General features: G+C 53.9%; 22 protein-coding genes. 12 read left to right on the forward strand and 10 right to left on the reverse strand.

Annotation, left to right across the window (positions count from 1 at the left end; all coding sequences use genetic code 11):
* The first annotated feature begins 32 nt into the window (after positions 1 to 32).
* Positions 33 to 1,577, forward strand: a complete 1,545-nt coding sequence (locus tag ACR0C3_RS17325; RefSeq protein ID WP_480759656.1) for a ShlB/FhaC/HecB family hemolysin secretion/activation protein — start codon at positions 33 to 35, stop codon at positions 1,575 to 1,577.
* 857 nt (positions 1,578 to 2,434) lie between these two features.
* Positions 2,435 to 2,572: a hypothetical protein gene (locus ACR0C3_RS17330; RefSeq protein ID WP_480566198.1), complete on the forward strand. Its 138-nt coding sequence runs from the start codon at positions 2,435 to 2,437 to the stop codon at positions 2,570 to 2,572.
* 530 nt (positions 2,573 to 3,102) lie between these two features.
* On the opposite strand, the gene ACR0C3_RS17335 is transcribed toward ACR0C3_RS17330, so the two are convergent.
* Positions 3,103 to 4,128: a helix-turn-helix domain-containing protein gene (locus ACR0C3_RS17335; protein WP_480759657.1), complete on the reverse strand. Its 1,026-nt coding sequence runs from the start codon at positions 4,126 to 4,128 to the stop codon at positions 3,103 to 3,105.
* Positions 4,129 to 4,310: 182 nt separating this feature from the next.
* Between ACR0C3_RS17335 and ACR0C3_RS17340 the strand changes: the two genes are divergently transcribed.
* The 6 genes from ACR0C3_RS17340 to ACR0C3_RS17365 all read left to right on the forward strand — a co-directional run bounded on the left by ACR0C3_RS17340 (position 4,311) and on the right by ACR0C3_RS17365 (position 11,867).
* Positions 4,311 to 5,672: a metal-dependent hydrolase family protein gene (locus ACR0C3_RS17340; RefSeq protein WP_480759659.1), complete on the forward strand. Its 1,362-nt coding sequence runs from the start codon at positions 4,311 to 4,313 to the stop codon at positions 5,670 to 5,672.
* Between the two features lie 69 nt (positions 5,673 to 5,741).
* On the forward strand, positions 5,742 to 7,133 hold the full coding sequence (locus ACR0C3_RS17345; RefSeq protein WP_480759660.1) for a metal-dependent hydrolase family protein: 1,392 nt from the start codon (positions 5,742 to 5,744) through the stop codon (positions 7,131 to 7,133).
* Between the two features lie 64 nt (positions 7,134 to 7,197).
* Positions 7,198 to 7,596, forward strand: coding sequence for a hypothetical protein (locus tag ACR0C3_RS17350; protein WP_480759661.1), 399 nt, complete (start codon positions 7,198 to 7,200; stop codon positions 7,594 to 7,596).
* A gap of 24 nt (positions 7,597 to 7,620) precedes the next feature.
* Positions 7,621 to 8,001, forward strand: a complete 381-nt coding sequence (locus ACR0C3_RS17355; RefSeq protein WP_170357419.1) for a hypothetical protein — start codon at positions 7,621 to 7,623, stop codon at positions 7,999 to 8,001.
* 224 nt (positions 8,002 to 8,225) lie between these two features.
* Entirely contained in the window at positions 8,226 to 9,014 is a 789-nt protein-coding gene (locus ACR0C3_RS17360; RefSeq protein ID WP_480759662.1) for a DUF3299 domain-containing protein, read from the forward strand.
* A gap of 108 nt (positions 9,015 to 9,122) precedes the next feature.
* Entirely contained in the window at positions 9,123 to 11,867 is a 2,745-nt protein-coding gene (locus tag ACR0C3_RS17365; protein ID WP_480759664.1) for an AsmA family protein, read from the forward strand.
* A gap of 11 nt (positions 11,868 to 11,878) precedes the next feature.
* On the opposite strand, the gene ACR0C3_RS17370 is transcribed toward ACR0C3_RS17365, so the two are convergent.
* Positions 11,879 to 12,379, reverse strand: a complete 501-nt coding sequence (locus ACR0C3_RS17370; RefSeq protein ID WP_480759665.1) for a hypothetical protein — start codon at positions 12,377 to 12,379, stop codon at positions 11,879 to 11,881.
* 577 nt (positions 12,380 to 12,956) lie between these two features.
* Positions 12,957 to 14,138, reverse strand: coding sequence for an adenylate/guanylate cyclase domain-containing protein (locus ACR0C3_RS17375; RefSeq protein ID WP_480759666.1), 1,182 nt, complete (start codon positions 14,136 to 14,138; stop codon positions 12,957 to 12,959).
* Between the two features lie 194 nt (positions 14,139 to 14,332).
* On the opposite strand from ACR0C3_RS17375, the gene ACR0C3_RS17380 reads away from it, so the two are divergent.
* On the forward strand, positions 14,333 to 15,865 hold the full coding sequence (locus ACR0C3_RS17380) for a phospholipase D family protein (RefSeq protein WP_480759667.1): 1,533 nt from the start codon (positions 14,333 to 14,335) through the stop codon (positions 15,863 to 15,865).
* A gap of 489 nt (positions 15,866 to 16,354) precedes the next feature.
* On the opposite strand, the gene otnC is transcribed toward ACR0C3_RS17380, so the two are convergent.
* The 7 genes from otnC to ACR0C3_RS17415 are packed head-to-tail and all read right to left on the reverse strand — an operon-like array spanning position 16,355 to position 22,678.
* Positions 16,355 to 16,996, reverse strand: a complete 642-nt coding sequence (gene otnC / locus ACR0C3_RS17385; RefSeq protein ID WP_480759669.1) for a 3-oxo-tetronate 4-phosphate decarboxylase — start codon at positions 16,994 to 16,996, stop codon at positions 16,355 to 16,357.
* Positions 16,993 to 18,270: a 3-oxo-tetronate kinase gene (gene otnK / locus ACR0C3_RS17390; protein WP_480759670.1), complete on the reverse strand. Its 1,278-nt coding sequence runs from the start codon at positions 18,268 to 18,270 to the stop codon at positions 16,993 to 16,995. Before otnK ends, otnC begins: the two co-directional genes overlap by 4 nt.
* A complete protein-coding gene (locus ACR0C3_RS17395) occupies positions 18,267 to 19,064 on the reverse strand; it encodes an N-acyl homoserine lactonase family protein (RefSeq protein ID WP_480759671.1) in 798 nt (265 codons plus the stop codon). Before ACR0C3_RS17395 ends, otnK begins: the two co-directional genes overlap by 4 nt.
* Entirely contained in the window at positions 19,061 to 19,348 is a 288-nt protein-coding gene (locus tag ACR0C3_RS17400) for a putative quinol monooxygenase (RefSeq protein WP_480759672.1), read from the reverse strand. Before ACR0C3_RS17400 ends, ACR0C3_RS17395 begins: the two co-directional genes overlap by 4 nt.
* On the reverse strand, positions 19,348 to 20,859 hold the full coding sequence (locus ACR0C3_RS17405) for a tripartite tricarboxylate transporter permease (RefSeq protein ID WP_480759674.1): 1,512 nt from the start codon (positions 20,857 to 20,859) through the stop codon (positions 19,348 to 19,350). Before ACR0C3_RS17405 ends, ACR0C3_RS17400 begins: the two co-directional genes overlap by 1 nt.
* 4 nt (positions 20,860 to 20,863) lie before the next feature.
* Positions 20,864 to 21,613, reverse strand: a complete 750-nt coding sequence (locus ACR0C3_RS17410) for a hypothetical protein (RefSeq protein ID WP_480759675.1) — start codon at positions 21,611 to 21,613, stop codon at positions 20,864 to 20,866.
* A gap of 57 nt (positions 21,614 to 21,670) precedes the next feature.
* Complete coding sequence (locus ACR0C3_RS17415) at positions 21,671 to 22,678, reverse strand: Bug family tripartite tricarboxylate transporter substrate binding protein (protein ID WP_480759676.1); 1,008 nt, start codon at positions 22,676 to 22,678, stop codon at positions 21,671 to 21,673.
* Between the two features lie 135 nt (positions 22,679 to 22,813).
* Here ACR0C3_RS17415 and ACR0C3_RS17420 point away from each other — a divergent pair, with 135 nt between their 5' ends.
* The 3 genes from ACR0C3_RS17420 to ACR0C3_RS17430 are packed head-to-tail and all read left to right on the forward strand — an operon-like array spanning position 22,814 to position 25,604.
* Positions 22,814 to 23,902: an isocitrate/isopropylmalate dehydrogenase family protein gene (locus ACR0C3_RS17420; protein WP_480759677.1), complete on the forward strand. Its 1,089-nt coding sequence runs from the start codon at positions 22,814 to 22,816 to the stop codon at positions 23,900 to 23,902.
* The gene (locus ACR0C3_RS17425) at positions 23,899 to 24,930 is read left to right on the forward strand and encodes a Gfo/Idh/MocA family protein (RefSeq protein ID WP_480759679.1); all 1,032 of its coding nucleotides are present in this window, start codon (positions 23,899 to 23,901) and stop codon (positions 24,928 to 24,930) included. The genes ACR0C3_RS17420 and ACR0C3_RS17425 overlap by 4 nt, the downstream gene beginning before the upstream one ends.
* Positions 24,927 to 25,604 carry a GntR family transcriptional regulator gene (locus ACR0C3_RS17430; RefSeq protein ID WP_170643587.1) on the forward strand — a complete coding sequence of 226 codons (678 nt, stop codon included), beginning with the start codon at positions 24,927 to 24,929 and terminating at the stop codon, positions 25,602 to 25,604. The genes ACR0C3_RS17425 and ACR0C3_RS17430 overlap by 4 nt, the downstream gene beginning before the upstream one ends.
* Positions 25,605 to 25,934 lie beyond the last annotated feature (330 nt).

Raw genomic sequence — 25,934 nt, forward strand, 5'->3', positions numbered from 1 at the left:
TAACATGCTCAATCATGCTAAGGTTGTGGAAAATGCCCGTACCAAACTCGGTTGTATTTGCGATCATCTGCACTTTTGTGGCTATTGTATCGGTCCCAAAATACAGCGTGGCCCAGACTTGGGACATAGCATCCCAGCACTCTGTAAGCGGCGTAACTGTGTATGATACGGATGAGCTGCTAACTTTTGCCGGTCAATTGGCCTTTGATCGGTCGGGGCGCATCACAGCGGCGGAGGTCGCATCAACGATCACGCAGATCTACCGAGAAGACGGTTACTTCTTGGCTGAGGCCTGGCCTGGTCCCGATGGACAGAGCATTGTTGTTGATGAAGGGCGTATTCAAACCATCGAAATTGAAGGTGTAGATACGCGCACGTTCCAAACCTTGGAAAAGATTTTTCGCCCCCTCACCACCGCATATCCAATAACTCTCAAACGATTTGAGCGGGCCGTTATGTTGGCCGAGGACATACCCGACTTGGATGTGTCGACCGAACTTGATTACCCGGATCAAGCTGGTGCTCGGCTGAGAGTATTGGGAGAGCCTTTGCGCAAACAAGCCGGCAGTGCGACACTCGACAACCCTCCGCGAGAGCTTGGAGAGGCGCTCAGTTTTTATGTCGTACAAGAGTTTTATTCGACGCTGACCGTCGGGGATTTGCTGCGCTTTGAAGGATCAGGCAACTACAATTGGGACAAAGACGACGAACACTCTTTGTGGGGCGCTGTTACCTATCGCACGCCGCTGAACAGCAATGGTCTGTACGGTGAGATTTTCTACGGAAACATAAATGCAAAACGTGACCTCTCGGGTGATTTTGCAAGAACAGATGTTGATGGCGAGAACTTCACCGTCGCGTTGGGTTACCCCGTGATCCGCGATGTGGCCCGCTATGGTTATCTTCTGCTGGATTATCGCCTTTCCGAAGCGGACTCAGTCAGTGGCGGCGTTCCATTGTCCAGTGACGCGAGTGTCGTTGGCCTCACATATCTTTACGGGCAAAACTATCCAAAAGGACAAGCTCTGGAAGCGGGGCTAACCTTGTCTTTTGGTGATAATGACAACGACACGACAGACGCGAATTTTGACGACGGAGATTCTTCGTTCTGGCATCTGCGGGGCGGCATCGGGTATGAAAGCCCGCTAACAAGCTTGTCGCCCAACACAGCTTGGCGCACTGAGATTTGGGGGCAGTACACAACCGATCGGCTGCCCTCGGTCGAGGAGTACTTCCTTGGTGATCGCTATGCTTTGCGTGGATATCGGTTTGACGAAGTGGATGGTGATTCCGGGATTTCCGCGATTTTCGAAGTGTCTCACTCCTACTTTCCAAGTTCCCAAAGCATTCATCGCTTAACGCCCTTTGTCTTTTTCGACGTGGGCTACATCTCGAACAATGACCCTGCGAGTTTTGAAGTTGATAATGCTACACTGGCCTCGACAGGTCTGGGTTTGGACATTGAGTTTAAGCAAAACCTATTCCTGTCCGGATATGTCGGTGTCCCTTTGAGAGACGGTCCGTTGACTGACTCTGGAGATCCTGGCGCGTATCTTGCTCTGACAACAAGTTGGTGAGGATGTTATGAAACTGAACCGCATTGCTTTAATTGCCGCAGCTTGTTTGTTTGCAGAACTGGCCGCGACGCAGGTCGCCGCGCAGGGAAATCATTACGGTTGGTGCCGTGGCGTAGGGAATCCGCACCGGTCGAGCCAAGGATGTGGGCAGGCCGGTGGGCAAGGGGTAGGCAACCAAATTACTGGCCCAACGCAACCGGTAGCAAATCAATTGCCGCCTCAGGGAACACAGCAAACACCCACGTCCGTTGCTGTGCCGGTCCTTGCGCCGGGCGCGGTCCCGAACGCAATTCCCGGTCGGGTTCCGATCGCAACGCCAATAGCGGTTCCGGGTCAAGTTCCAACGCCCGTCGTAGCGCCGACCTTAGCTCCGCCCTTGGTGCCAAATCCGACACCAAACCGGGTTCCGACAGCCGTTCCCAATCAGGTTCCGCCATTGGCTACTGTGCCGCCGCAAGTTCCGACCGCGACTCCTAATCAAGTTCCGATAGCTGTCCCTGGCCAGGTTCCGCCTCAGCCTAATGTGCCGCCCCTTGTGCCAACCGCGACACCCAACCAAATACCAGTCGCCGTTCCTGGTCAGATCCCGCCTCAGCCTACCGGCCAAACTGCTGTGCCACCGCTTGTCCCAACCCCGACTCCCAATCAGGTTCCCATAGCGGTTCCTGGCCAGGTTCCACAATTGACACCAAGACCCACGGCAACTCATGTAGCCGTCCCAGGACATCAGAATCCACAAGGGGTCGTGACAATCATGCGCCCAAGGCCGAGGCCGACAACCGGTACTGTTCAGCAACCTGGCTCAACACAAGTGATCCACCATTTAACCCACCAAAGCAATTCAAAGAAACACGATCATGTCGCAGCGACACCTGGACGGCATGACCCGCACGACCTACCGAGATTCCGCAACGCTGCGGCCAAGGAAAACTGGGAATGCGTTGCCAGCGGATTTGGACAGCGCCGGTATGATGCTGGTCGAGGCGTGTTGCTGAACAACGGAGCGTTGCGGCATCTCGGAAACGTGGACGCAATGGCACGGGATGTACCAGCGCGGCATCCAAAACACTCTGGCTGCATTATATCGGTGAAACGAAAGCAGCGGTGACAAGGTTTGTTGGATTGTAGGTTTACGAATTGCATTTCACACACCTAAATCTTGTGTAGGTGAGCGCGGAACGCTGCGCCACCGTCACTGACTACATTCAGAAAATTACTGAGTACACGCCCATAGTCTTGCGCGCCGTTTGCGCAAAAGTTTGCACGATTTACCCAAAACGCGGCTCTGTTCAAATAGCCTATTCAATTGCTGGCAGTTGTCAGGCAAACCCATCAATTATACGCGTTACTTCTCAATCAAAGGTGCACTTTGACTAGCAGAGTTCAGCCCCTTCGAGAAGGATGCAAGGCGACTGACAACGACTTGGGACTAGCTCACCGATCTTCTTGTTGGGCATCAAAACCACTTTTTGGTGCAGTCTTGTTATAAGCATAGAAACCTTGATCAGCATTGGCACCGAGATGGTCAGGCCCGCCCTTTCTCCAAATTCCTATAAGCTGACGGCGACATTCCAGACCATTTTCGGAAGGCCCTCGAAAACGCGGTGGAGTCTGCGTAACCAAGCCGCAGTGCGGTCTCACCAACGGACTTCCCTGCCGGACCCAGCAGCTTCCTTGCTTCTTCCAGTTTGACACCAGATATGACCTGAGATGCTGATAGTCCATAAGGGGCCAGCCGATTGTTCAAAGTCTCCCGGTGGAAACCACACAGGCGCGCCAGTTCGTCTACGCCAAATCCCGGCTCCCCAAGATGAATCCGTATTAGGCCCTGAAGCCCGGCTAAGAAATCTTGAGGCGCATGCTGATTGAGGGTAGCGCTTGTCAGGTCTGACGGGTTTTCCAATATTTCCGAGAGCAACTGATGGCTAAGCCAAGGTGAAGGAAACCGGATCGAAAAACCCTGTGGGCCGCACTTGATGGCTTGAACACCATGAAAGTGCCTAGGTAGCACGTCAGGTTCGCTTACCCGTAAAATGATTTGGCTCGGGTCCCACCTGAAATCCAGAACCCGGTGCAGTAGTGATATCCAAATGCTCGCCAGAAAGGCGTCGGTCTGTCCGGGCGAAACCGAAATGCTGAAATTCCGCTTGGCACTGAAATAAGCATGCTCGCCTTCCACAAGCAGCGATTGTGTAACCGCATTGGATTCTTTCGAGACGGCTTGAGTGTAGCGCGTAAAGAAGTCGCCCAGCGTCAACGCCTCGGCCAACATGTCACCAAGAGGCAGAAACCGAACAAGGTCAATTGATTGACCAACTTGCGCGCAGAAGTCTGGTGATGTTGCGTCAGCAGCGGCTTGATGGATTTTATAAATCGTCTCGTGCGGCAGGAAATTCTGGCGATCCATCACCTGAGCTTCGCTCACGCCCAGAGGGTCCAGAACAAAAGCCGGTTCAACACCGGCGCCACGCAAAGCAGCTACCACGGGTGCAGCAACTGATGCCCGAACCAACGGCAAGGCCTTTTTGGCGTTTTGGTCAAATGCGTCCATGCCGACCTCAAATATCATGAAGGTAACGACAGAAAGACAGAAAGCACACAAAAAGGTGCCAAAAGCATGCAGAATGCCAAATCAATTTGGCCAAGCCCGCCATACTGTCAGGCAAAATCCGGCAATCACTCTAAAATCATATTCAGAAACATACATCTGTGATTCGTATTTGGAGGGCCTCAATGACACCGAAATTCAAACACCTGGTGGCCATGACAGCCTTTTCTGCAGGCCTGGCAATCGCGGGCCAAGGTTTGGCGCAGGAAGAGAGCTTTCCGATCCTATTTACCAACGTGCACGTTTTTAACGGTGTCGATGAACAGCGAATTGAGAACGCAAACGTTCTGGTCGTGGACAACCTGATCGCAGAAGTATCGGCGGAATCACTGGTCGTCGCCAATGCCCAAATCATTGACGGCGGTGGTCGCACACTAATGCCGGGCTTGATCGACGCACATGTGCATATGACGGTCACCGAACCGGTGGCTGACCTGCGCGATAACTTCGACTGGATGTATTGGGGTGCAGTTTCGACGATTGAAGCTGAGAAAATGCTTCTGCGAGGGTTCACAACCGTGCGGGATGCGGGCGGCCCGGCAATTGGTCTTCAAAAAGCGATTGATCGGGGTAAGGCTATTGGCCCGCGTATCTACGCCTCTGGGCCTGTGATCTCGCAAACCTCGGGGCATGGCGAACACCGGGTCTATACCGAACCCCATCCGAACTTCATGGGGGCGCAGCCGTCTTTCTTCAACCAGCATGTCGAGTTCTTGGCCGATGGCGTGCCCGAAGTACTGCGGGCAACGCGCGAAGCGCTGCGTATGGGCGCGGTGCAAATAAAGGTGATGGCAGGCGGTGGTGTGTCATCTTCGGTTGATCCGTTGCACACTGTTCAAGGATTGCCGGAAGAGTTGGAGGCATCGGTTCGCGCGGCGGCCGATTGGGGAACCTATGTCATGGTCCACGCCTATAACGACGACTCGATCCTGCGATCGCTGAAAGCGGGCGTCATCAGCATAGAACATGGGCAACTGATGACTGAAGTGTCGGCGCAGGCCATCAAGGATTCTGGCACCTGGATTGTCCCGTTTTATTCTCTGCTTGGGCTTGATGAGGAAGTTGTCAAGAAGGCGCTTGGCCCGGCAGCAGCGCCCAAATTCCTTGATGTTCAGGCCGGTGCGCGTAACCAGATGAAACTGTTGAAAGAGTACGAGATCGAAAACGTCGCATTCTCGACCGATATCATCGGCGACCCGGTGGCTCTGACCAAGCAGAATGACGAGTTCAAATACCGGCTGGAGGCGTGGACTTCGTACGAAATCCTGCAACAGGCCACGTCAAAATCGGCCGAACTTCTGGCACTGTCAGGAAAACTCAATCCCTACACAGCAGGCCCGCTGGGCGTGATCGAACAAGGCGCATACGCCGATCTGCTGCTTGTTGAAGGAAACCCGGTCGAGGACGCCGAGATCCTGGTCGACTACACCAACAACATCGACCTGATCATGAAAGATGGCGTGATCTACAAGAATGCACTCGATTGAGTGTCGCGCGGGGTGAATTTACCTCGACATCCCGCGCCCCCTTAACTTGGAAAATGGGAGTACTGACACGTGAAAACACTGGCCTCACTGACAGCAATCGCTGGTTTTGTTTCCTTGGCAGCAAGCGACGCGTTGGCGCAGGACGCACTCCCGCAGACCTTGTTCACCAATGTGCATATCTTTGACGGAATTAGTGAAGAGCGGATCGAAAACGCGAATGTTCTGGTTGAAGGCAATCTCATAAAGACAGTCTCGACCGACGGTATTGATGCGCCCGAAGCGACGCTTGTTGACGGAGGTGGGCGCACGCTGATGCCAGGCCTTATCGACAGCCATACCCACATTTATGCTACTGGTGTGTTTCAGACATTCGTCGGTATGCAGGCGGCTAAATGGGATCAGATTGGAGCGGTCTCTACCGAGAACGCAGCCGACTATCTTTATGATGGCTACACGACTATTCGAGATACCGGTGGAATGGGTTCCGGTTTGAGAGAACTGATTGATCGAGGCGTTGTAGAAGGTCCTAGAATTTACACTGCAGGGGCAGTGATCGGACCGACCTCCGGACATGGTGATTGGCGCAACCCAACTCAGCGGACGTATGATTATGAAGCTGACGAATTGGGAAAGAGACTGAATCTTTCTTACATCGCTGACGGCCCGGATGAAATTCGAAAGGCATCGCGACTGAACTTCGCCCATGGCGCAAGCTTCCTGAAACTGATGGCCGGTGGCGGAGTGTCGTCAGAACTCGATCCACTTTGGTCAGTGGCATACAGCGTTGATGAAATTGCTGCAGCAGTTGAAGCGGCTTCATTCTTTGATACCTATGTGACTGTCCACGCCTATACGGATGAGACAGTGAACATTGCGCTGGACGCAGGTGTCAAATCACTGGAACACGGCCAGATGGTGAGCGAAGAGACCGTTAAGCGCATTGCGGATGAGGGAATTTTCTGGGCGCTAAATGTTGCAGGTTTGGATCCACAGCTACTCAATCATCCAAACTACGCGATGCCGACGGTGAAACCGAAACTGGAGTCCTATCTTGATGGGTCAAAAAATCTTGCTGACTACATTAAGAAACACAAGCCCAAGGTTGTGCACAACGTAGATACGGTATTGTCAACAATTGGTTTTGGTCGTTCGCACCGGGATTTTGAGAAGTACTTTTTTTCTCAGATGTTTGGAAACCACGCGATGTTGGTGTCCGCAACGTCAACCGGTGGCGAGTTGGCGCAGCTGACGGGCAAGCGGAACCCGTACCCTGGCAAACTGGGCGTGATCGAAGAAGGGGCCTATGCAGACATCCTGATCGTCGACGGAAACCCGCTGGAGGATCTGTCGGTTCTTGGAGCAAATCCAAAGTGGTTTGATGCAGCACCGCGGGATCGGGGGTTCGAGACCATTCGCGTGATCATGAAAGATGGCGTCTTCTACAAGAATACACTCGAATGAGCGGAGTATGCGGGAATTTGACACCTGCGCCTTGCATCGTCGATCCTGAACAGGGGAGCGATCAATGAACAAAGTAATCGCAGTAGCTCTTTGCGTTTTTGGGATCGGCGTTGCTGGAGCAGCAGCGGAACAAACCCAAAGCCGATACTATCTGGGGATCGGGGAACCAAACCCCGATGCCTGGCAAACCATGATCGACAACCCGACCGACCGGGAAAAGGACATGGGCGCTGCACTCGCCGCAATGGGCGGTGAGATGATAAGCTATTTTTGGGGACTGGCAGATGGCAAGAACTACATCACCGTCCGTTTCCCGGACGATCCAGGCATGGTGCAGGTCATGTATTTTTCGCGTCTGAGCCAAGGGGTGCCAAAAGACTACAGGTTCATCGAACTGATGACGAGCGCGGACATGGTTGAAGCCCTGAAGCGCGTGCCGGAATTTTCAACTCCGGTTGAATGAAGTTAGGAAGCAAAGGAACAGTCTATGAAGATCGTGTACGGAATTCTCGCAGCCTTATCAGTTGTGTTTTTCATCCTTGGAGGCAGCGATGCTTATGCCAAAGACAACAAGGGTAAGAAGCCGAACAAGGGCGGCAAGGACGGAGATGTCAGCATTCAGATCGAAGACAAACCCGGCAAAGGCCCAAAGGCTGTGCCACCTGGCCAGATCAAGCGCTACACGCGCGGTGCCAAGCTCCCATCTGACCTGGAGTTCGAAGAAATCGGGGACCTTTCCAAATGGAAGCTGAAGGAGCCGGGCAATGGAAACCGCTACATTCAGGTCGATGGCGAAGTCCTCGAAGTTACGAATGACCTCTCTACCGTTGTTGATGCTGTCGGTATCGTCGGTGATCTTCTCAACTAGACTAAGGTACGGTGTTTCAGGGCAAGAATTACCTCGTTTGCCCTGACGCTGGCCGGGGCGATCTTTCTGTGAACCCCGGCCCAAGGTCAAAACCCGGACACCAGGCCCAGCGATGGAAAAAGCCCTTCTTGTACTTTTTGCGCTTGCTACCCTTTCGTCAGCACGCGTCCGACTCTCGCAGGAATCCGTTGGAACTGAGTGATGACACGTAGGAGCCAGTGGCAATGGGAGCTGTTTTGCGGACAATTGAGGAGCATATGACAATGCGTCTTTCCTTTGCAGTAATAGCCGCGTGCTTTTTGGCTTTGCCGGCTCATTCGGAGGGCACTCGTGTTGAGTGGCCAGACCTGATCGATGAATCCGCTCAAGACTACGAAGATCCTTTCGTTGAATTGACTGACAAACAGCTTAACGCGCTTCGGAAATTGGTCCGTTTGCGCGCACGGCAAGAAAAAGGCGGGGCCACACCAGAACAGCTGGACCAGATTCAAGTGGATATTGAGGCAACCGAAGCAACCCTTGCTGAGGAAGGCATTGATGCGAACTGGCTGATTTCCCAACGCTGGGTTGTGATGGAAAGACGTGAAAAGGCGGGCACAGCCGCCAACGTCGACATCGATGGCGTGACCGTTTCATTGGGCGGATTTGTGATCCCGGCACCCCGCGACGAAGATGGCTCCCAAATGGCGTATATCGTTCCGGAACGAGGAATGTGCAGCCACGTACCGCCTCCGCCACCAAACCAGATGGTACGTTTGCGCCTGAGTGAATCCTGGTCACCATCGACAGTTTACGAGCCCATCGTTGTAACCGGTCAAATCAGGATCGACCCGACGCAGAAAGAAATGCTGGTTGTTGATGGTCCCGTCCTCATGAAGGCTGCGTTTACTTTGGAGGTCGATGACGTTCAGATTTTTGGACCAACCAAGACTTCCGAAGAGGCTACGACCAATAGGGCAAGTGTACTGATGGGAAGAATAAAAGCGACTGGCGGGGCTATCAAAGACGAATAGTGACACGGCCCAACTGACCCGAATAAGGTTCAGAAAATGCATTCAGTTTAGTGGGCCGAATATCTGCTTGTGAGAGACTGAACGGCGAAGGCGGCGATAGGGGAGCGCATGAGGGTTTGGCTTTTTAGGATAATTGGGCTTGTCGCACTTCTCGCTTTCGCAGCAGTCGCGTTTGTTTGGTTGTTGTTTGCTGCTCCGATGTTCTCGGACATGCGGCGCGACCTTGTGGAAAGAGTTCTTTCGGAACAAATTGGTCGGCCACTTCTTGTCAATGATGATGTAAGCGTCGCGCTTGGCCGCACGAGTTACATTTACGTCGGTGGTGTGGTCATCCCGAGCTTGACAATGCCGGAGGAAGCTCTTGTGGAATTGAACCTGCTGGAGCTGGAGCTGGATATTGCCGCTTTGGCCAACAGGCGCCTGCACTTTGACAATCTCGTCGTGGAAGGCCTCCAAGCAAATCTTCTGACGGCCGAAGACGGAACCACAAGCTGGCGAACAGACAGGCCAACACGCAGGCCCGAATCTGAGGAAACAGTATCAACGGAAGATCAAGAAGACGTCGCGAGCGCTGATAGTACCAATGAGAGCGGTACGGAAGGCGGTGGGATCCTAAACTTTCTGAGCGACAAGAACGTAAGTTTCACATCAATCGGGTTAAACATTGACGACAAGGTCTCGGGCTTCTCATTTGTGTTTGACCTTCAATCACTCGCGCTCGAACAAGTAGACAATAGACAAAGAACAAAGGTCTCTGGTTCCGGCTCCGTCAACGGTCAGGTTTTCGAAATCGAAGGCGACTACCCACACGCCGCGCCGTTTACGACGCGCGCCAGTTTTGGCGAAATGACCGTAAGCTACGATGGCGAGCCCTTCTCCGCAGACGAAGGGGGCGGTTATCGCGCAGTCTTGGAAATGGACACAGGTGAGTTCGGTGATTTTCTGGACGTCATCGGGCTGGAACGCGTTTTAGAAGGCAATGGTCAGCTGCAAGCAGAACTCGTTTCTCAGGACGCTCTGAAGATTGAGGCGTTTACAACAACTGTAAGTCTGGAGGACGGGCAAAAACTCGAAGCTGAGGGTTCAATAGAGGACCTCTACACCGCTCAGGGCGTTGATCTGCTCTTCAACGCGCGGCTTCATCCTGAAGGACAGCCGCCGCCAGCAGCAAAAAGTATCCAGGAACTTAAATTCACCGGCTTTGAAATGCATATGGTCGGATCCCTGGCTTCCTTCGAATTCGAGAAGTTGCTGTTCCAAACCAATGCATTTAACCAGGGGCTGGACGTAATCGGCCCAGCCTCAATCCAAAGCATTCGCCGCATGCCAGACGGACGGCTCGCCATGCTGGGCATCGCGCTACAAGCCGGTCCAATTGAAGAGCCTGTCCTGAAAGCCGAAGGTGAAATCCTCGATCTGCTTCAGCTTCAGGACGCGACTTTCGATGGGGAGCTAAACGGGCCCGCCAAGTTGATTTTGCCCAACCTCGATGCAGACTACGTTGACCAGTTCGGCGGCATCAAAGCCGATTTCAACATATCCAACGCGGGTGGGCCGGTTTCACTCAACAGGTTTAACGCGACCACCTACGGCACCGATCTCTGGGCGCTCGATCTCGCACTGTCTGTCAACGAGCTAAAAGGGCTTGCCGGTCTCGATTTCGACGTGGAATTGGACATCGACGACAGTGCCGAGTTTCTGACCGCAGTGAATCTGCAACCTGTCGAAATCGGATCACTATCTATCGATGCGGAAACCTCCAAACAGGGCGAGGACTTTGATGCCGCAATCCAGTTCGAAGCCGGGTCCTCGCATCTTCTTGCGGCTTTAGACGCAAAATTTCCCGAGGGTGCTTCTGTTGTTCGGGGCAACATCACGAGCGAAAGGCTCGACCTCAACGACCTGAAGAACCTAACTGCCGTGCTGGACCAACTGAAAAGCTTGGTAGGCGAAACCGCAAAGGAACCTGAAGCCGAAGTTCAACCTTTGGTTTTACCGAAGGAGACAGACGTCCAGCCCTTGGTATTGCCAAAGGAAAAAAGTAAACCTGCCGATCTTCTGGATGTACAACGCGTGCTGCGAGAAGCTGACGTCGAGGTGCAGATCGAATTCAAAGAGATTGTAGGCCAGCTAGGCGTAACGTCTGTTTCAAGCCAATTGTCTGCCAAAGACGGAACCGTGGATTTCGGGCCTCTTCAGATGGCTTATGGTGGCGGAAACTTCAGCCTGCGGGCGGTCATGGACCTGATTGACTCACCTGATTGGCTTTCATTGTCAGGATCGACCTCAGGATGGGAATTCGGTGAAATCCTTGATGAGTTGGGCATTGGTATTGAGGCCTATGGACGTTTGAGCGGTGAGTTCAACGTTTCTGGCAGTACCGCCTCGGGCAAGGCCTTCATCAACTCCATGCGCGGCAAAGCGTCTTTGTCGATGTCGCAAGGTTACATTAGTACCAGTCTACTAGAGTTGGCCGGGCTAGGTATTTTCCCCTGGCTCTTTTCAGAAGAGTTCCGACAAGGCTATACCGACATCACTTGCGTGGTCGCCCCGGTTGATATCCAAGCCGGGCGCGTCAGTTCAAACTCCATCGTCATCGAAACAGGATCGGTTCAACTGGTGGCCAGGGGGCAAGTGGACTGGCTGAACGATAGCATCGCATTGAGAGCAGAGCCTCGTCGCGTCGGCAAACCCCTATCCCGGAGCGCTTGGCCATTTGATGTAACGGGTCAGCTTTCGTCGCCAAAGTTCAAGCTGGATGTGGGTGGGTCTAGAAGCAAGGCTCCAGAGGGCGCTGATGTTATGCCTGCCGACAGGCAACCGTGCGTGCCGGACATCAATCAATTGCAGTAGTCGGGCGTGACCTAGTTCTTCAGTGGTTCCGGCTGTTCGGCCTGACACGTCAGAACGGCCTCAATGGCTTTTGCGGACCCGCTGAGGTCGAGTTCAACCTCGGCGCCACTTTCGCCAATAATCGTAACGCTTTGGCGTTTTCCAAATTCGGTCACAAACGCTGGGTTGTCGAAAAAGGCATAGCCACCGGGAACTCCATTCTTGTAGACACCAACCGCTTCGCCTTCGAATTTTGCATCACCAAAGTCGAACTTTACGATGCCGGTCGCGCCGTCCTCGATCTGCACCCAGGCCGGATTGTAGGCGGCAAAAAAACCGCCGGCCTGATTGGGCGCCGCGCCAATTTCAACGGTCATTTCGTCTTCAAAGGGCTTCCAAGCAAGACAGCCGTTGCCCTTTTCGGGATCAATCAGGATTGTCCAGTCCCCGGATTCACCCCACCGCTCCATACCAGCAGCCCACACCGCGCCAGTGGAGATCAATGCCATTGCTGTCAGCGCCAACCTGTTCATTAAAAGCTCCACACATGTTCGGCCAATCCTTTGATGCAATCAGATTATCGCGCGGGGTCAATCAAATACAACCATTCGATTTCTGGAATGTTGAACCATCGCTAATGCGCCGTTGCCCTGAAAAAGAATTCATCTTCAACCGCCGCCAGAAAAAAATGTCGCTCAACTCCCCTAGAATTTGCCAGAGTTGTTCCAAGTCTCTTTCGGGCCGATCTGTTCCTGAACATCCCAATGTTCGACGATCTTTCCACTCTTGATCCGGGACAAGTAAAAAACGGCCCAGTCGCGCTCGTTTTGTTTTACATGGCTAAAAGCGATCACGAAATTTCCGTCGCCGAGTGGTCGGTGAACTTAGACTTATTGCACGTGTTTTCCGCCACTTGTCACCTCTCCAAGATGCTTGGAAAAGCTTCCAATCCATCGGCTACACCCGTTGAGTGTAGCGTTTAGCGATCCGTAGGATTGCCGCCGCGCGTTCAGTGCTGCCGTTCTCTGAAAAGTACGTAAAGGCCGCTAGCAGCCCAAGGCAGACCTTTGAAAATACGAAAATCCATTGGATTCCCATAGAGATAGAGCATCATTTGGCTTGGTGGGATAGGCCGATAACACGAAAAATCTGCACAGGGTTACCGATGCCCTTCAGTTCCCGCTCTCCCATTTCTTCGGTCTCTACATGTTCTTCTATGTCTAGAAGCGCCCGTTGGTTCAAAAGGATCTGCCCGTCGCTGGCAAAGTCGCAAAGTCTGGATGCTGTGTTCACAACCCCACCTATTGCGGTGTAGTCGGCGCGACCATGGAACCCTATAAGCCCAAGCGTCGCGTAACCACTACTGATCCCAATACCCAAACCCATCGCGTGTCCGAGTTTCTGCCAGGGTGCTCGGATTCCTTCGAAAGCTTCACTTATTGCCTTAGCCAGCCGCACGGCTTGCAGGACGGGCTGATCGCAGGGAACCGGGTCATTGAAGAAGACCATCAATCCGTCTCCGGCTCGGTATCCAATTGTTCCTTTGTGTTTGGCAACTAAATGGCCAACTTCATCGTGGAAATGCTGGAGAAGGGTAATGACATCCTCCGGCTCAATCGCCTCGGAAACGGCGGTGAAATTCCGGATGTCGCAGAATAGGCAAGCGATGTATTGACGATGAGTATTCAAAAGCTCGTCAGCGTTTTCTTCGACGACAAGCTCCGCAACTTGCGGCGCAAGGAATTGTTTGAGACGCCCCAGCCTGTCAATCTCGCCTTCCTGGCGCTTTACCTTCTCAGTCAGTCTTTCGTTCAACGCTTCTATTTCATGTGTCTGGTTGCGAACTGTGTGGTTCAAAGCATCGAGTATAAAGTTCTGGTTTAGCAAAGCCGCGATCACCAAAAGCACATAGGCCAAAGCTTCGACGCGTTCATCATAGCCGAAGTACAGTGTGACAATCAGGATGACGGCAGCAATCCCACCGAGGACGAGTGGGAGCTCCTTGGCATGCCGTTTCCGGTCTCTCCACAAGAAACTAACCGCCAACAATGCAAACACCCACATGAGCACCGCTTGCGCATGTGGGTTTATAGAAAGCGCTTCGTAGCCAACCAAATAGGTCAGTAAAATCCCGGAATAGCACGTGGCCAAAGAAGCCAAAGCAGCCAAGACAGCTCCGATCCCGATTGGCATCGAGATTTTGAACTCCTCCGTTGCCACGCCGATACCGTCGGCCACAGCACGCCGCGAAGGCTCCGCAGCGGAGTTATTTCTGTGTTCGGGATCAGGCATGGTCCTCGTTCGCACTTGGTCGCTGGTAGAGTACGTTTGATTTGAGATTGCGTCAAAATCACATGCCAGCATGCGAAAGCTAAGGGTTTCACCAAAACAACAACGCCCGGCGAAACAGTCTCATGCTTCACAGAACAGACTTGCAATCACCCGTCTCGGCGTAGTCACCTAATTTTAGGGGATGGAGGAAACTGATGACACAATGGAAGTTGGTGGTCTGTATCTTGTGCACGCTGACCCTTGTTGCTTGCGCCCCCAAAACTCGCACATATGAAAAGACGGTATCGGCTTCGCTGCCGGCAGACTCGCGCACAGCTCTCAGTCGGGCGGCCAATCGGCTTGGCGATCCCAAAGACGGTCGGTCGGGCGTAAAGCTGATCAGTGACGGCGAAGAAGCTCTTGTCTCGCGGCTGTTGCTCGCTGCGGCGGCCGAGCAAACGATAGATGCGCAATACTACCTTCTACACGACGACCCAACGGGCCACCTATTCGCCGCCAGTCTTTTGCAGGCAGCCGATCGGGGTGTTCGTGTCCGATTGTTGCTGGATGACATGGATACGTCCAGCTATGATGCGATGACCGCCGCGTTGGACAATCACAAAAATATTGAAATTCGGCTGTTCAATCCATTCTGGCGGGAACAAAGCCTTCTGATCGCAGGTTTGACCGATTTCAAACGCATCAATCGCAGAATGCATAACAAGTCCATGACGGCAGACAATGTGTTCACGATTGTGGGTGGGAGGAACATCGGCGCCGAGTACTTTCTCGCGCGAGAAGAAATGAACTACGCTGATTTGGATGTCCTGGCCGCAGGCCCCGTTGTACGCGAGGTGTCGCAAAGCTTTGACTCATACTGGAACAGCGAATTCGCCGTTCCGGCTCGGGTAGTCGTTGGAGAACCCCAGGAATTTGACCTTGTTGATGCGCGAGTCAGGTTGAACGAACTGGTCGAGGAAGCGAAGCAGACTCAGTATGGCGCGGCCCTCAGAAAGTCAGCGCAAGAGAACTTCGCAGATGGAGCCCTATCACTGGATTGGCTGCCTGCAAAGCTTTACGCTGATCCGCCATCAAAAGCCGCCGGTCTCGAGAACTCAGGTCCCGTTCTGGCATCTCAGTTGCTCCCATACTTTGAGAATGCCAGCAGTGAAGTGAACATCGTCTCCGCCTATTTCGTGCCGCGTAACAACGGTGTGAAATGGCTGACCGAATTGGAAAGCCGCGGCGTCGACGTAAAGGTTGTAACCAATTCACTTGCCTCTAACGACGTCGCACCCGTCTACGCGCACTATGCCAAGAAACGCCGTGCACTTCTACGCGGTGGAGTAGAGCTCTATGAGCTGCGACCGGACGCCTATCAGGTCCAACGCCGCGGTATTAACTGGGCTCAATCTAGGTCAGGCCTACATTCCAAGGCATTTGCAGTCGATGACCGATACTTGTTCGTAGGATCGTTCAACTGGGATCCGCGATCTGTCAACATCAACACCGAGATGGGAATTCTGATTGACTCACCAGTATTGGCGACACAGACCATGGGTGCCTTGGACGACGCGCTACCCGCATACACATATAACGTGACGCTCGAGAAAGCTGGTCAGCTTAAATGGACGACAAGAGGCGATGATGGCAACGTTCTTGAGTACCAATCCGAGCCGACAGGATCGGCCTGGGATCACATAGTTGCCGGATTTTTAAGTATTTTACCAATTGGGTCTCAGCTGTAGGTTTTTGGCAAATACCCGACGCTACCAGAGAACTCCGGCCTGCAAAAACGGCTGGATTGGGTTCAAAACGTCCGTTTTTCTTTTCCAGCCGGTCGTTTGGTTCATCCGCCCACCAGAATTTGCATAGTCAGCTTGCCGCGCATTGCAGACCTTCGCGAGAATCCAAGCAAAAAGGCCGCATGGCACCTAAGGTTCCTTAGAGAGGCCCTTTTTGGGGTTGAACGCCGCAAAGAAACATGACCGCAATCACTACGACAAAAACTGACAAAATTCGTCGCTAAGGCAGACAATCGCGCAGCGCAAGACTACAGGCAAACTACGCAAACTTATGGGGTACGCGTAGTGTTATGCGCAAACCTAAGCATCATGTAAGCGCGCTCATAACGGTGCGTTCCTGCAATTGATTGCATTCACTAAACCCAAGCGTGCTTGCGAATAACTTTTCACGATTTTCCCAATTGTTTGTACACTCCTCCTATCGGCGTCCGACTACATCCTTCCGAAAGTCTCTTTGAGTTCTGTGACTTGTTCAGCATCCAGTAGGCGGGTTGGCAAACCGCGCAAAGCCACCAGCAGCTTGGCCGTTTCTTCCAGCTCTTCTGCTGCACAGACAGCAGAGAAGAGGTCCTTTCCCGACACGACCGGGCCATGATTAGCCAGCAGAACAGCTCTACATTCCCCGCCCAGTTCACGGATCAAATCACCAGATTTCGGGTCACCCGGCTTAACGTATGGAACCAGTTTGACCGTGCCGACGCGCATGACCACGTATGGTGTCAGCGGCGGAATACAGTCATTGGGATCGGTGTCTTCCAAACACGACAGTGCAGTGGCCCAAGTTGAATGCAGATGCACCACGGCGCCCGCTTCTGGCCGCGTCTCGTAGAAGGCTTGGTGCAGAAAGACTTCCTTTGTCGGCTTATCGCCCGAGACGTGGCTGCCATCCAAACTAATCTTGGCGATGCGCTCGGGGTCGATATCGCCCAAGGTCGAATTTGTTGGCGTCATGAGAATCCCGTCATGTAGGCGCGCGGAAACATTGCCCGCAGTGCCGACGGAAAAGCCACGCGCAAACAGCGAGGCGCACAGTTCCGACATCTGCTGTCGTAAAGCCAATTCTTCAGATCTCATTTGCCGACCTCCATCATTCTGAGGGCTTTCGCAAAAAAGTCCGGAGCGCCAAAGTTTCCAGATTTTAGGGCCAGCGCAATGGGTTCAGATTTCCCAACGCTCAAGACTGGCACGCCCGGATCAATCTCTGGCCCAATTGACATGGCTGGAGACCCCACTGCCTCAGAGATGACCTTGGCAACAGCTCCCGACGTCTCACCTCCGGCCACGACAAGGCGCTTGTAGCCCGTTTCGGCAAGTTGTCGGGCTGTATCTGCAAAGAGATTGTCCAACCTGTCCGCAACTGCTTCCTGACCAAATTGATTTTGGATCGCGCGCACATCATCCGGGCTTCCTGATGAATACGCGAGCGGCGCCTGACCCGGATGCGTTTCAAAGAAATCCAGAAGCGTTTGCGTGGTCACATCCCCGGACATGACGCCTGGCACATCAATGGCGAAGGACGGATGGGATTGCGAATGAACATCAATCTGCCCACGTGTTGCACCCGAGCACGACCCGGCAAGGATCGCTGCAGGTCCAGCGATACCAGTGAACACACTACCAGCACTTTTAGATGAAGTCCCTCTCACGACGTTTTTGGGTAACCCCAGTGCAATCCCCGATCCCCCAGTAATGAGCTTGGCATCCTTTAGAGCCTCGCCCCAAGCCAACAAATCTTCGTCCGAAATCGCATCACCGATCACAAAGCGTTCGTCGGCGTTCAGCAAAGCTGTCGCAATCGCCTCTGATCCTCGCTTGACTGCGTCGATCGACACCAACCCAACCGCTTCTTTGGTTTGATGCTGCAACCATCGCCTAATGTTGGCATCCGTCATCGGAGTAAGTGGGTGGTTTTCCATCCCGGACTCGTTCAACGGCTTGTCGAACACAAAAAGATGGCCGTGATAGACAGTGCGACCCGTGGTCGGAAAGGCCGGGCAGAAAATCACTTTTTGCGCGCCCAGTTCGTTGGCCAGTGCTTCCGCAACGGGACCGATGTTTCCCTCCATCGTGGAATCAAAGGTCGAGCAATATTTGAAAATGAATTGCTGGCATCCTTGGTCCGCGAGCCACCGCAGGGCCCGCAGGCTGTCCGCTACCGCTTCCTCAGTCGGTGCGGTGCGGCTCTTGAGTGAGATCACACCCGCTTCAATCTCCTCGTCGGCTGGGGTATTCGGGATACCCGGGAACTGAGCCGTTCGTAGTCCACCTTCCGGCTCGACACCCTTTGCCAAGGTGTTCGCAATATCACTCGCACCGGTAAAATCGTCCGCTATGACGCCGATCTTCATAATTTGATGTCCCTGGTTGGCCCAGGATCCAGCCTATGAATATGCGGTGCCGCTCCGACTGGAAAGATCTCACGCACAAGTGGATCATGGCCGGGCACGATAAGTCGAGGATGCGAGGCCAATCTCTCTAGCGTCCCAAAACCATCCATCATGTCTTGCAGGTCGACGACGATGGGAAAGGCTTTGCGTGCCATGAAATTCTCGTAGTAATGCGAGGCATCAGAGGCGAGTACCATCCACCCGGCTGCCGTTCTAACGCGAACGCATTGCAACCCGCGTGAATGCCCCCCGATGCAGTGCACCGTGACCCCATCTGCAATCTCAGCTTCTCCATCGTAGAACACGACCTTACCTGAATAGAGACGCTTTACGACCTCGCAAACATGGCCAGCCGTGAAAGGCGCACGCAGGTGGTCATGGCACATGCAAGGACCCGTGGCGAAGGCCATTTCCGCCGACTGCATGTGCAACTTTGCGTTAGGGAACATATGCAGCCCCCCTGCGTGGTCATAGTGAAGATGGGTCACGATGACCTCAGTCACCGCTTCCGGCGCGATGCCTAGAGGACGCAGAGCCTCGCGAGGGTCCATCGCGATGGGACGACCACGGGCGGCAGCCTCATCGGAGTCGTAGCCAGTATCGACCAGAATGACTTTGTTGCCACGTTTGAGCACCCAAACGAAATAATCCATCGCATGAGGCGCGTCATGATTATCATCGACGATGAAACTATCAGCGCGTGTCCGGGCATTTCGATCCGCGTACTTCACCGCGTGGATTTCCCAATCGTTCATCGGATGACCTCGGAATACTGGTGAACCACCTTGGTGGCGATCATATCAGCCACTGCCGTATCGAAGGACTGAAAATGCGCACTTTCTAGGTGGGCAGAAAACGCCACGCTGTCATCATAAAGTTCATAGAGGAAAACTTTCTCGGGATCGTCGCCGAGGCAAACGTCAAACTGCTGGCATCCGGGTTCTTCACGCAAAGAGGTTGAAGCGTTTTCGACCATCAACGGCAAAAAGGTGTCTCTCGTACCGGGCTTGAGAGTGAAGGTGACAGTAACTACAAGCATCAGACAGAAAGTCCTTTCAGACGTGAGAAAGCGCGCTTTGCGACGGGCAGTTGGCTGAGGATCAGACCAATGTTGAGCACCAGAAGAATGGCCGCACCGGGTCGTGAAAAGAAGACCGAAAGATCCCCGTCCGACAAGAACAGCGACCGGCGGAAGGTTTCATCAAACAGGCCGCCTAGGATAACCCCGATAACCAACGGCGCGATTGGGTACTTCATAAGGCTCATGAAGTAGGCAACGGCACCGACACCGAGCATCAGGTAAAGATCATTGATGCCTCCACCAACGCTGAATGACCCAATTGTTGTCAGAACCATCACGACGGGCAAGAAGATGGTCTGCGGGATGGCGAGTATCTTGATAAAGACGCGAGCCGTGAAAATCCCCATAAGAAACATAGTCAGCGACGCGAGCACCAAAATCGCAACCACGCGCAGAATGATTTCGGGATCAATCGTCGGCCCCGGGATCACGTTGTTGATCTTGAACGCCCCCATCAAAGCGGCGGCGGGTGGTGAACCGGGAATGCCCAACACCAAAAGCGGGATCAGCGCGCCGCCAATACAGGCGTTGTTTGCGGTCTCTGAGCACAACAGACCTTCCAAGGAGCCTTTTCCGTACTTGTCGCCCTCGGCGGATACGGTCTTGCCAACACCGTAGCTGACCCAACCGGCTACATCCTCGCCTACTCCGGGAAGTGCTCCGACCCCTGTCCCGATCACTCCTGACCGGCCAATGGTGGGTAGGTAGCGTCGAATAGATCGAAGGTTTGGAAGGATACGACCTTTCAGGGCCAGAACCTTCCCGGCCTCGACGTGCCTCAAACCGTCGATGATTTGGGGAATGGCAAAAGCCCCCATCAAAACTGGCACAACTTGAAACCCGCTCATCAAGTATGACCAGCCGAAGGTATAGCGTGGCTCAGACAACAGAGGGTCGAGCCCCACCATGGACATCGCAAGCCCGATCAGACCGGCGATCCATCCCTTAATCACCAGGTCTTCGCTCATCAAAGTGCCAGAAAGCAGAATGCCGAAAAGGGCAAGCAGCGCTTTCTCCGGGCTTGCGATGTTCTTTGAAACCAAAAGCAGCGCCCAGACAAAAATCAAAAGCGTGATGGTCCCGATAACTGTACCAATAAAACTGGCCGTCGTGGTCAGCCCAAGCGCTTCGCCCCCTCGACCCGCTTTGGCCAAAGGGTAGCCATCCATGGCCGTCGCCGCGCTGGCGGCTGTGCCCGGTATATTCAATAGAATTGAGGGGTAAGAGCCGCCGTAAATCGCGCCTACATAGGCCCCGAGCAACGCGATGAGCGAATAGTCCAGTGGGATTTTGTTGCCAAAGAAACCCGTCAGAATCGTCACAGCCAGGGTTGCCGTCAGACCGGGCAATGCGCCGAACGTGATGCCGAGGAACACGGAAGCGACTAAATACAGATAGGTCAGCGGGTCTATTGCCAGGCCCACGAAGGCGGTCCCAAACCCAGCCAGTTGCGAAAAGATAAAGTCCATCCGGTCAGTCTTTCCATAGCGGACGAAGCGTCACGTAGTAGTGGTATTCGATTTGCTTGAAGATAAGCCCGCCGCGCGCAGGAACGTTCTGGCGGAAGACAAAGGCCATCGCGCAAACAAGGATCAGCGGGGCCAATATCGCGACGATTGGCACGACCCGCAAAACAGGCTCGGAAGCCGCTTTGGATAGCACCACAAGTGTGAGCGAGACCCATAAGGCCAGTGTAAACCAATCATCGCCGTGTGCATTCCAATCCGCCTGCGCGGGAAAAATGGCAAACGCAAAAAGCCCGGCAGAGGCAACCACGACACAGGCAACCAAAGCACGCCGAGCATGGCCGCCGTAGTAGCCGTACGTCAAAGCTGTTATCAGCAACCCAGAACACAAAATGAAGTCCACTCTGGGAACGAGCCCAACGACATATGCAAGAAGGATCAGGCCTATTGTTGAAGCTCGATAGGCCTCCGACTTGTCCCACCCGATCCCCAAAGCACTGAGCGCGCTTTGGGCTCCACCTGAGCGAATTGAAACAGCCAACAAAACGAAGGACAACGCAAGCAACCCTCCGAAGATGAACAGCGGCACAATTGCAGCCGAGTTGTACCAATCCGACCCACTTACACCTGCGCGGTTTTCACCCCAAAGGGGGATGTCCAACGTCTTCCAAAGAAAGAAGACGGACATTGTTGCCAGAACAATTGCTGCCCAAAAGTCGCGCGTCCGCATGACCAGTGTTTCGTCAGGTTTGTCCATTGCCTGCCTCCTTAGGGAAAGGGCGCGATCAAGCGCGCCCTTTCAAAATTGATCGGATTAGGGCTTCTCGATACCCAGCGAGGCCGGATCGACGGTCGCGGCACCCAAATCTTGCAAGGTGTAGGCAAAAGTAGCCTCGAGGTTCGCAAACAGCTCTTGAGCCTCTTCGCCGTGCTGACCACCGACGTCGTAGTTGTTTGCCGCAGCCCATTCGGCGACGGTGTCGGAAGCAATAGCCTGCTCGAACGCATCGCCTAAGGCAGCCTTAACGTCATCCCCGGCTGAGCTGTGAACCGCAAACCCAATCGCCTGTTTGAGCGGCAAATACTGGTCGAGACCGTCATAGATGCCAAAGGCAGACGGCACGGTTGCCCCTGCGATCTGCGCGTCCTCGGGCGTCAACATAGCAAGCGGTTTAAGTTGACCGCCTTCGATCAACGGCGCCTGTTCAGCCAGTGACGTCACAACCAACGCAACTTCACCCGCTATCGCTGCCTCCTGCCCGGGCGCGGAGCCTTTGTATGGCACAAACTTGAATTCTGCACCGGACCCTTTTTCGATCGCCAGAAGGTTCAAGTGGTGGATCGAACCTGCGCCGGAAGCCGCGGCGGGAATAGTGCCCGGAGCAGCTTTCGCGGCGTCGACCAGTTCTTCCAGAGTATTGTAAGGGCTGTCTGCCGGAACCGAGATCAGATCAGGTGATCCGCCAACAATGAATGGATACCAAAAGTCAAATTTCTTATCCCAACCACCCTGCACAGCAGCGGTGACATTCGATTCAGACAGACCAACCAGTGTGTAGCCATCGTCTGGTTGGTTCATGACGTAGACCATACCGTTGGAGCCTGCGACACCACCTGTTTGATTGATCACATTGATCGAGACCGGAAGGTGTTTTTCCATCTCGGCCATGATCATACGGTTGATCGCATCCGTGCCGCCACCGGCGCCCCAGACCACGGCTGTGGTGATATCACGATAGGGGTAATCCTGCGCAGCAGCTGCGCCTGCAATTCCGGTCGCCATCACAGCTGCAGCCGCCAACCGCCCTAACTTCAGTTTCATTTCCAAGTCCTCCCAAACAACATCGCGTTTATTATTGCATTTATTTGCGTATACATTAAAGAATGCGTTGTCAACGGACTGTAGTGAAGGCTGCGATCGCGCTATGAATGCGAAACAACAAGGAAGCGGGGCAAAATGAAAAAGACTTACGATATTGCAGTGTTCAACGGGGACGGGATCGGCCCGGAAATTATGGGCCCCACGCTTGAAATCCTGCGCCAGCTCTCGCTCAGCAATCCCAGCTACGACCTGGCGTTTACAGACGCGCCGGCAGGCGCAGGCCACTACGCCAAAACCGGAGAATCGTTTCCGGCTGGATCACTCGAAACTGCCCGCAATGCTGACGCGATTCTGCTGTCTGCAATGGGCTTGCCGGATGTTCGATACCCGGACGGAACCGAGATTTCACCGCAGATTGATTTGCGAAAGCAACTGGGACTTTTCGCTGGCGTACGGCCGGTGAAGGTAAGCAGCGGACAAATGACCCCATTGGCGCTGCCTCCGGGAAAAGAGATCGACTTTGTCTTGATACGCGAAAGCACAGAAGGGCTGTTCTTCACCCAAGGCGCTGGCGAAGTCACAGAACATGAAGCACGTGAGACCTTGCTGATCACGCGCGAAGTGTCCGAAAAACTGTTCCGTTTCGCGTTTGAACTCGCCCAGAACCGCAAAAGAACCGGGCGCGGCCTGGGGCGAGTTACATGTGTCGACAAGGCCAACGTATTTCGCGCCTTTGCGTTCTTCAGATCAATGTTTGATGCAGAAGCCGCTCACCATCCAGAATTGGAGGCAGACCATGCTTATGTTGATGCCACCGCCCTCTGGATGGTCCAAAAACCTTGGGAGTTTGATGTTTTGGTCACTGAGAACATGTTCGGAGACATCCTCTCCGACCTTGGTGCGGGTCTCATGGGTGGTCTTGGGCTGGCTCCGTCAGCGGATATCGGGTTGAATCACGCTGTATTCCAACCCTGCCATGGTTCCGCTCCGGACATTGCGGGACAGGGTATTGCCAACCCTTTTGCGATGATCCTGTCCGCAGCAATGATGCTGGAATGGTTGGGGTTGACCCATGACAACCCAGCCCTCTCCAAAGACGGCGAACGATTGCGTGAAGCCGTGGAAAAGGTGACTGCAAAGGGACAGAACCTAACGCGTGACCTAGGTGGCACCGCCGGAACGCAGGATGCAGCCGCATCGGTATTAGAAGCACTACGGGCATGAATACTCGACAAACCATCAGGGTCGCTTGTGTGGGCGCGGGATATTTCAGCAGGTTCCACTACGAAAGCTGGTCCCGAATGCCCGGAGCGGTTCCGATTGCGTCCTGCAACCGTGATATCAACAAGGCGAAGGAAACGGGACTGGCCGCTTACGATGATCTGTCAAAAATGCTGGAGGCGGAAAAACCAGATCTCGTGGACATCATCCTTCCACCTGTGGCGCAGGCCGGCGCCATTCGAACGGCACTGCGCACTGGCATCAAATGGCTGATCTGCCAAAAACCTTTCTGCATGTCATTGGATGAAGCGGAGAAGATCGTCTCCGAGGCTGAAGCGGTAGGCGCGACTATCGTCGTGCATGAGAATTTTCGCTTTCAGCCCTGGTATCGTGCGATCAAGGTGGCGATGACCGAGGGTCGAATTGGGACACCTCTACAAGCGACTTTCCGGCTTCGGCCCGGCGACGGGCAGGGACCACGAGCCTACCTTGACCGGCAACCGTACTTTCAGGATATGCCGCGTTTTCTGGTGCATGAAACAGCGGTTCACTGGGTAGACACATTCCGATTTTTGTTCGATGCGCCCAGCGCGGTTTATGCTGACTTGCGCCAAGTTAACCCAGTTATCGCAGGCGAGGACGCAGGTTACATCCTGTTTGACCACCCCAACGGTTTGAAAGCTCTGTTCGATGGCAATAGGTGCCTCGACCACAGTGCCGAAAACCTGCGTCAAACCATGGGTGAGGCTCTCATTGAAGGAACCGAAGGATCACTGGTTCTTTACGGTGACGGTTCAGTTGACCTCCGTAGTTTTGGAAAACAGGAGCGACAGCAGGTTCTACCTCCGAGCGATCATGATGGATTTGGAGGAGACTGCGTCCACGCCTTGCAAAGTCACGTCGTTTCAGGCCTTCTACGGGGCACGCCGCTGGAAAACACGGCCCGAGACTATTTGGACGTGATCCGCATTGAAGAGAACATCTATCTCTCGGCTGCGGAGGGACGAAAGATCAACCTGGAGACGCCGTGAAGGGTCAGGACGCGAAAACTCTTTCCAATACGCAACGCGCTGTTAGGGATTTGCGACAGATGATACTGTCTGGCGAACTCGCAGCCGGAACTGACCATCTGGAGTCGGAGCTCGCTGAGACCCTTGGCATGTCCCGCACCCCGATACGGGAAGCCGCGCTGATGTTGGAAAGTAAGGGGTTGCTGGAAATGCGGCCCCGCAAGGGCGTGCGGATACTGCCCGTTTCATCAGATGATATGCGTGAAATCTACGACATACTGACGGAGCTCGAGAGCCTCGCAGCACAGCGCGCTGCCGAAGCGGGTTATTCAGAAGATGAACTGGCTGTCCTTGCTGGATCAATTGCCAAGATGGACCAAGCCATCGAAGCCGAAGACCTTGAAGCCTGGGCCGAGGCTGACGAGTTGTTTCATCAGGAGCTCGTTCGGTTGGGCGGCAACAAACGGGTCGAAGCGATTGTCGCCATGATGAGCGACCAGGTGCGCCGCGCGCGCGCAACGACGTTGTTCATCAGGCCCCTGCCAGTAAAATCCAATGAAGATCACCGGGTTGTTTTCCAAGCGATTAGTGAAGGTCGACCGGATGTTGCCCGTGAACGTCATCGAGAACACAGGCTGCAAGCACAGGCTATGCTTTGCGGGATCCTCGAAAAGCATCGACTCAATAGCCTCTGATCTTCTCGTATTCGGTCGTCAATCAACTAAAATAACTGCTTTTTTGGCGACATAAAAGGCGCTCCGAGTACTTGTCGATAGCGGCAGTCCGCGGTTGCGTCCGGTTGTTCTGCTTTCCCTTTTTCAAATCACTTAACCAATCACTGCATCGATTGGGGTTGAATTAGTACGATTTCGCATTATTTAGTTCGATATCGTACTACTGGAGACTCAAGATGCCAAATCGAAGACGTTTTCTTAAGATTCTAGGCGGAGGCACAATTCTGGCGGCAACAGGTGCGGTCGCGTTCCTCGCTACACGCACGCCGCATGACGCGTTGGCTCCGTGGA

Source organism: Ruegeria sp. CK3 (assembly GCF_056536565.1).

Bases quoted from the DNA above. Each gene is read 5' to 3' on its own strand.
- ACR0C3_RS17325 (WP_480759656.1), top strand. From the start codon at position 33: ATGCCCGTACCAAACTCGGTTGTATTTGCGATCATCTGCACTTTTGTG.
- ACR0C3_RS17330 (WP_480566198.1), top strand. From the start codon at position 2,435: ATGTCGCAGCGACACCTGGACGGCATGACCCGCACGACCTACCGAGAT.
- ACR0C3_RS17335 (WP_480759657.1), bottom strand. From the start codon at position 4,128: ATGGACGCATTTGACCAAAACGCCAAAAAGGCCTTGCCGTTGGTTCGG.
- ACR0C3_RS17340 (WP_480759659.1), top strand. From the start codon at position 4,311: ATGACACCGAAATTCAAACACCTGGTGGCCATGACAGCCTTTTCTGCA.
- ACR0C3_RS17350 (WP_480759661.1), top strand. From the start codon at position 7,198: ATGAACAAAGTAATCGCAGTAGCTCTTTGCGTTTTTGGGATCGGCGTT.
- ACR0C3_RS17355 (WP_170357419.1), top strand. From the start codon at position 7,621: ATGAAGATCGTGTACGGAATTCTCGCAGCCTTATCAGTTGTGTTTTTC.
- ACR0C3_RS17360 (WP_480759662.1), top strand. From the start codon at position 8,226: ATGGGAGCTGTTTTGCGGACAATTGAGGAGCATATGACAATGCGTCTT.
- ACR0C3_RS17365 (WP_480759664.1), top strand. From the start codon at position 9,123: ATGAGGGTTTGGCTTTTTAGGATAATTGGGCTTGTCGCACTTCTCGCT.
- ACR0C3_RS17370 (WP_480759665.1), bottom strand. From the start codon at position 12,379: ATGAACAGGTTGGCGCTGACAGCAATGGCATTGATCTCCACTGGCGCG.
- ACR0C3_RS17375 (WP_480759666.1), bottom strand. From the start codon at position 14,138: ATGCCTGATCCCGAACACAGAAATAACTCCGCTGCGGAGCCTTCGCGG.
- ACR0C3_RS17380 (WP_480759667.1), top strand. From the start codon at position 14,333: ATGACACAATGGAAGTTGGTGGTCTGTATCTTGTGCACGCTGACCCTT.
- otnC (WP_480759669.1), bottom strand. From the start codon at position 16,996: ATGAGATCTGAAGAATTGGCTTTACGACAGCAGATGTCGGAACTGTGC.
- otnK (WP_480759670.1), bottom strand. From the start codon at position 18,270: ATGAAGATCGGCGTCATAGCGGACGATTTTACCGGTGCGAGTGATATT.
- ACR0C3_RS17395 (WP_480759671.1), bottom strand. From the start codon at position 19,064: ATGAACGATTGGGAAATCCACGCGGTGAAGTACGCGGATCGAAATGCC.
- ACR0C3_RS17400 (WP_480759672.1), bottom strand. From the start codon at position 19,348: ATGCTTGTAGTTACTGTCACCTTCACTCTCAAGCCCGGTACGAGAGAC.
- ACR0C3_RS17405 (WP_480759674.1), bottom strand. From the start codon at position 20,859: ATGGACTTTATCTTTTCGCAACTGGCTGGGTTTGGGACCGCCTTCGTG.
- ACR0C3_RS17410 (WP_480759675.1), bottom strand. From the start codon at position 21,613: ATGGACAAACCTGACGAAACACTGGTCATGCGGACGCGCGACTTTTGG.
- ACR0C3_RS17415 (WP_480759676.1), bottom strand. From the start codon at position 22,678: ATGAAACTGAAGTTAGGGCGGTTGGCGGCTGCAGCTGTGATGGCGACC.
- ACR0C3_RS17420 (WP_480759677.1), top strand. From the start codon at position 22,814: ATGAAAAAGACTTACGATATTGCAGTGTTCAACGGGGACGGGATCGGC.
- ACR0C3_RS17425 (WP_480759679.1), top strand. From the start codon at position 23,899: ATGAATACTCGACAAACCATCAGGGTCGCTTGTGTGGGCGCGGGATAT.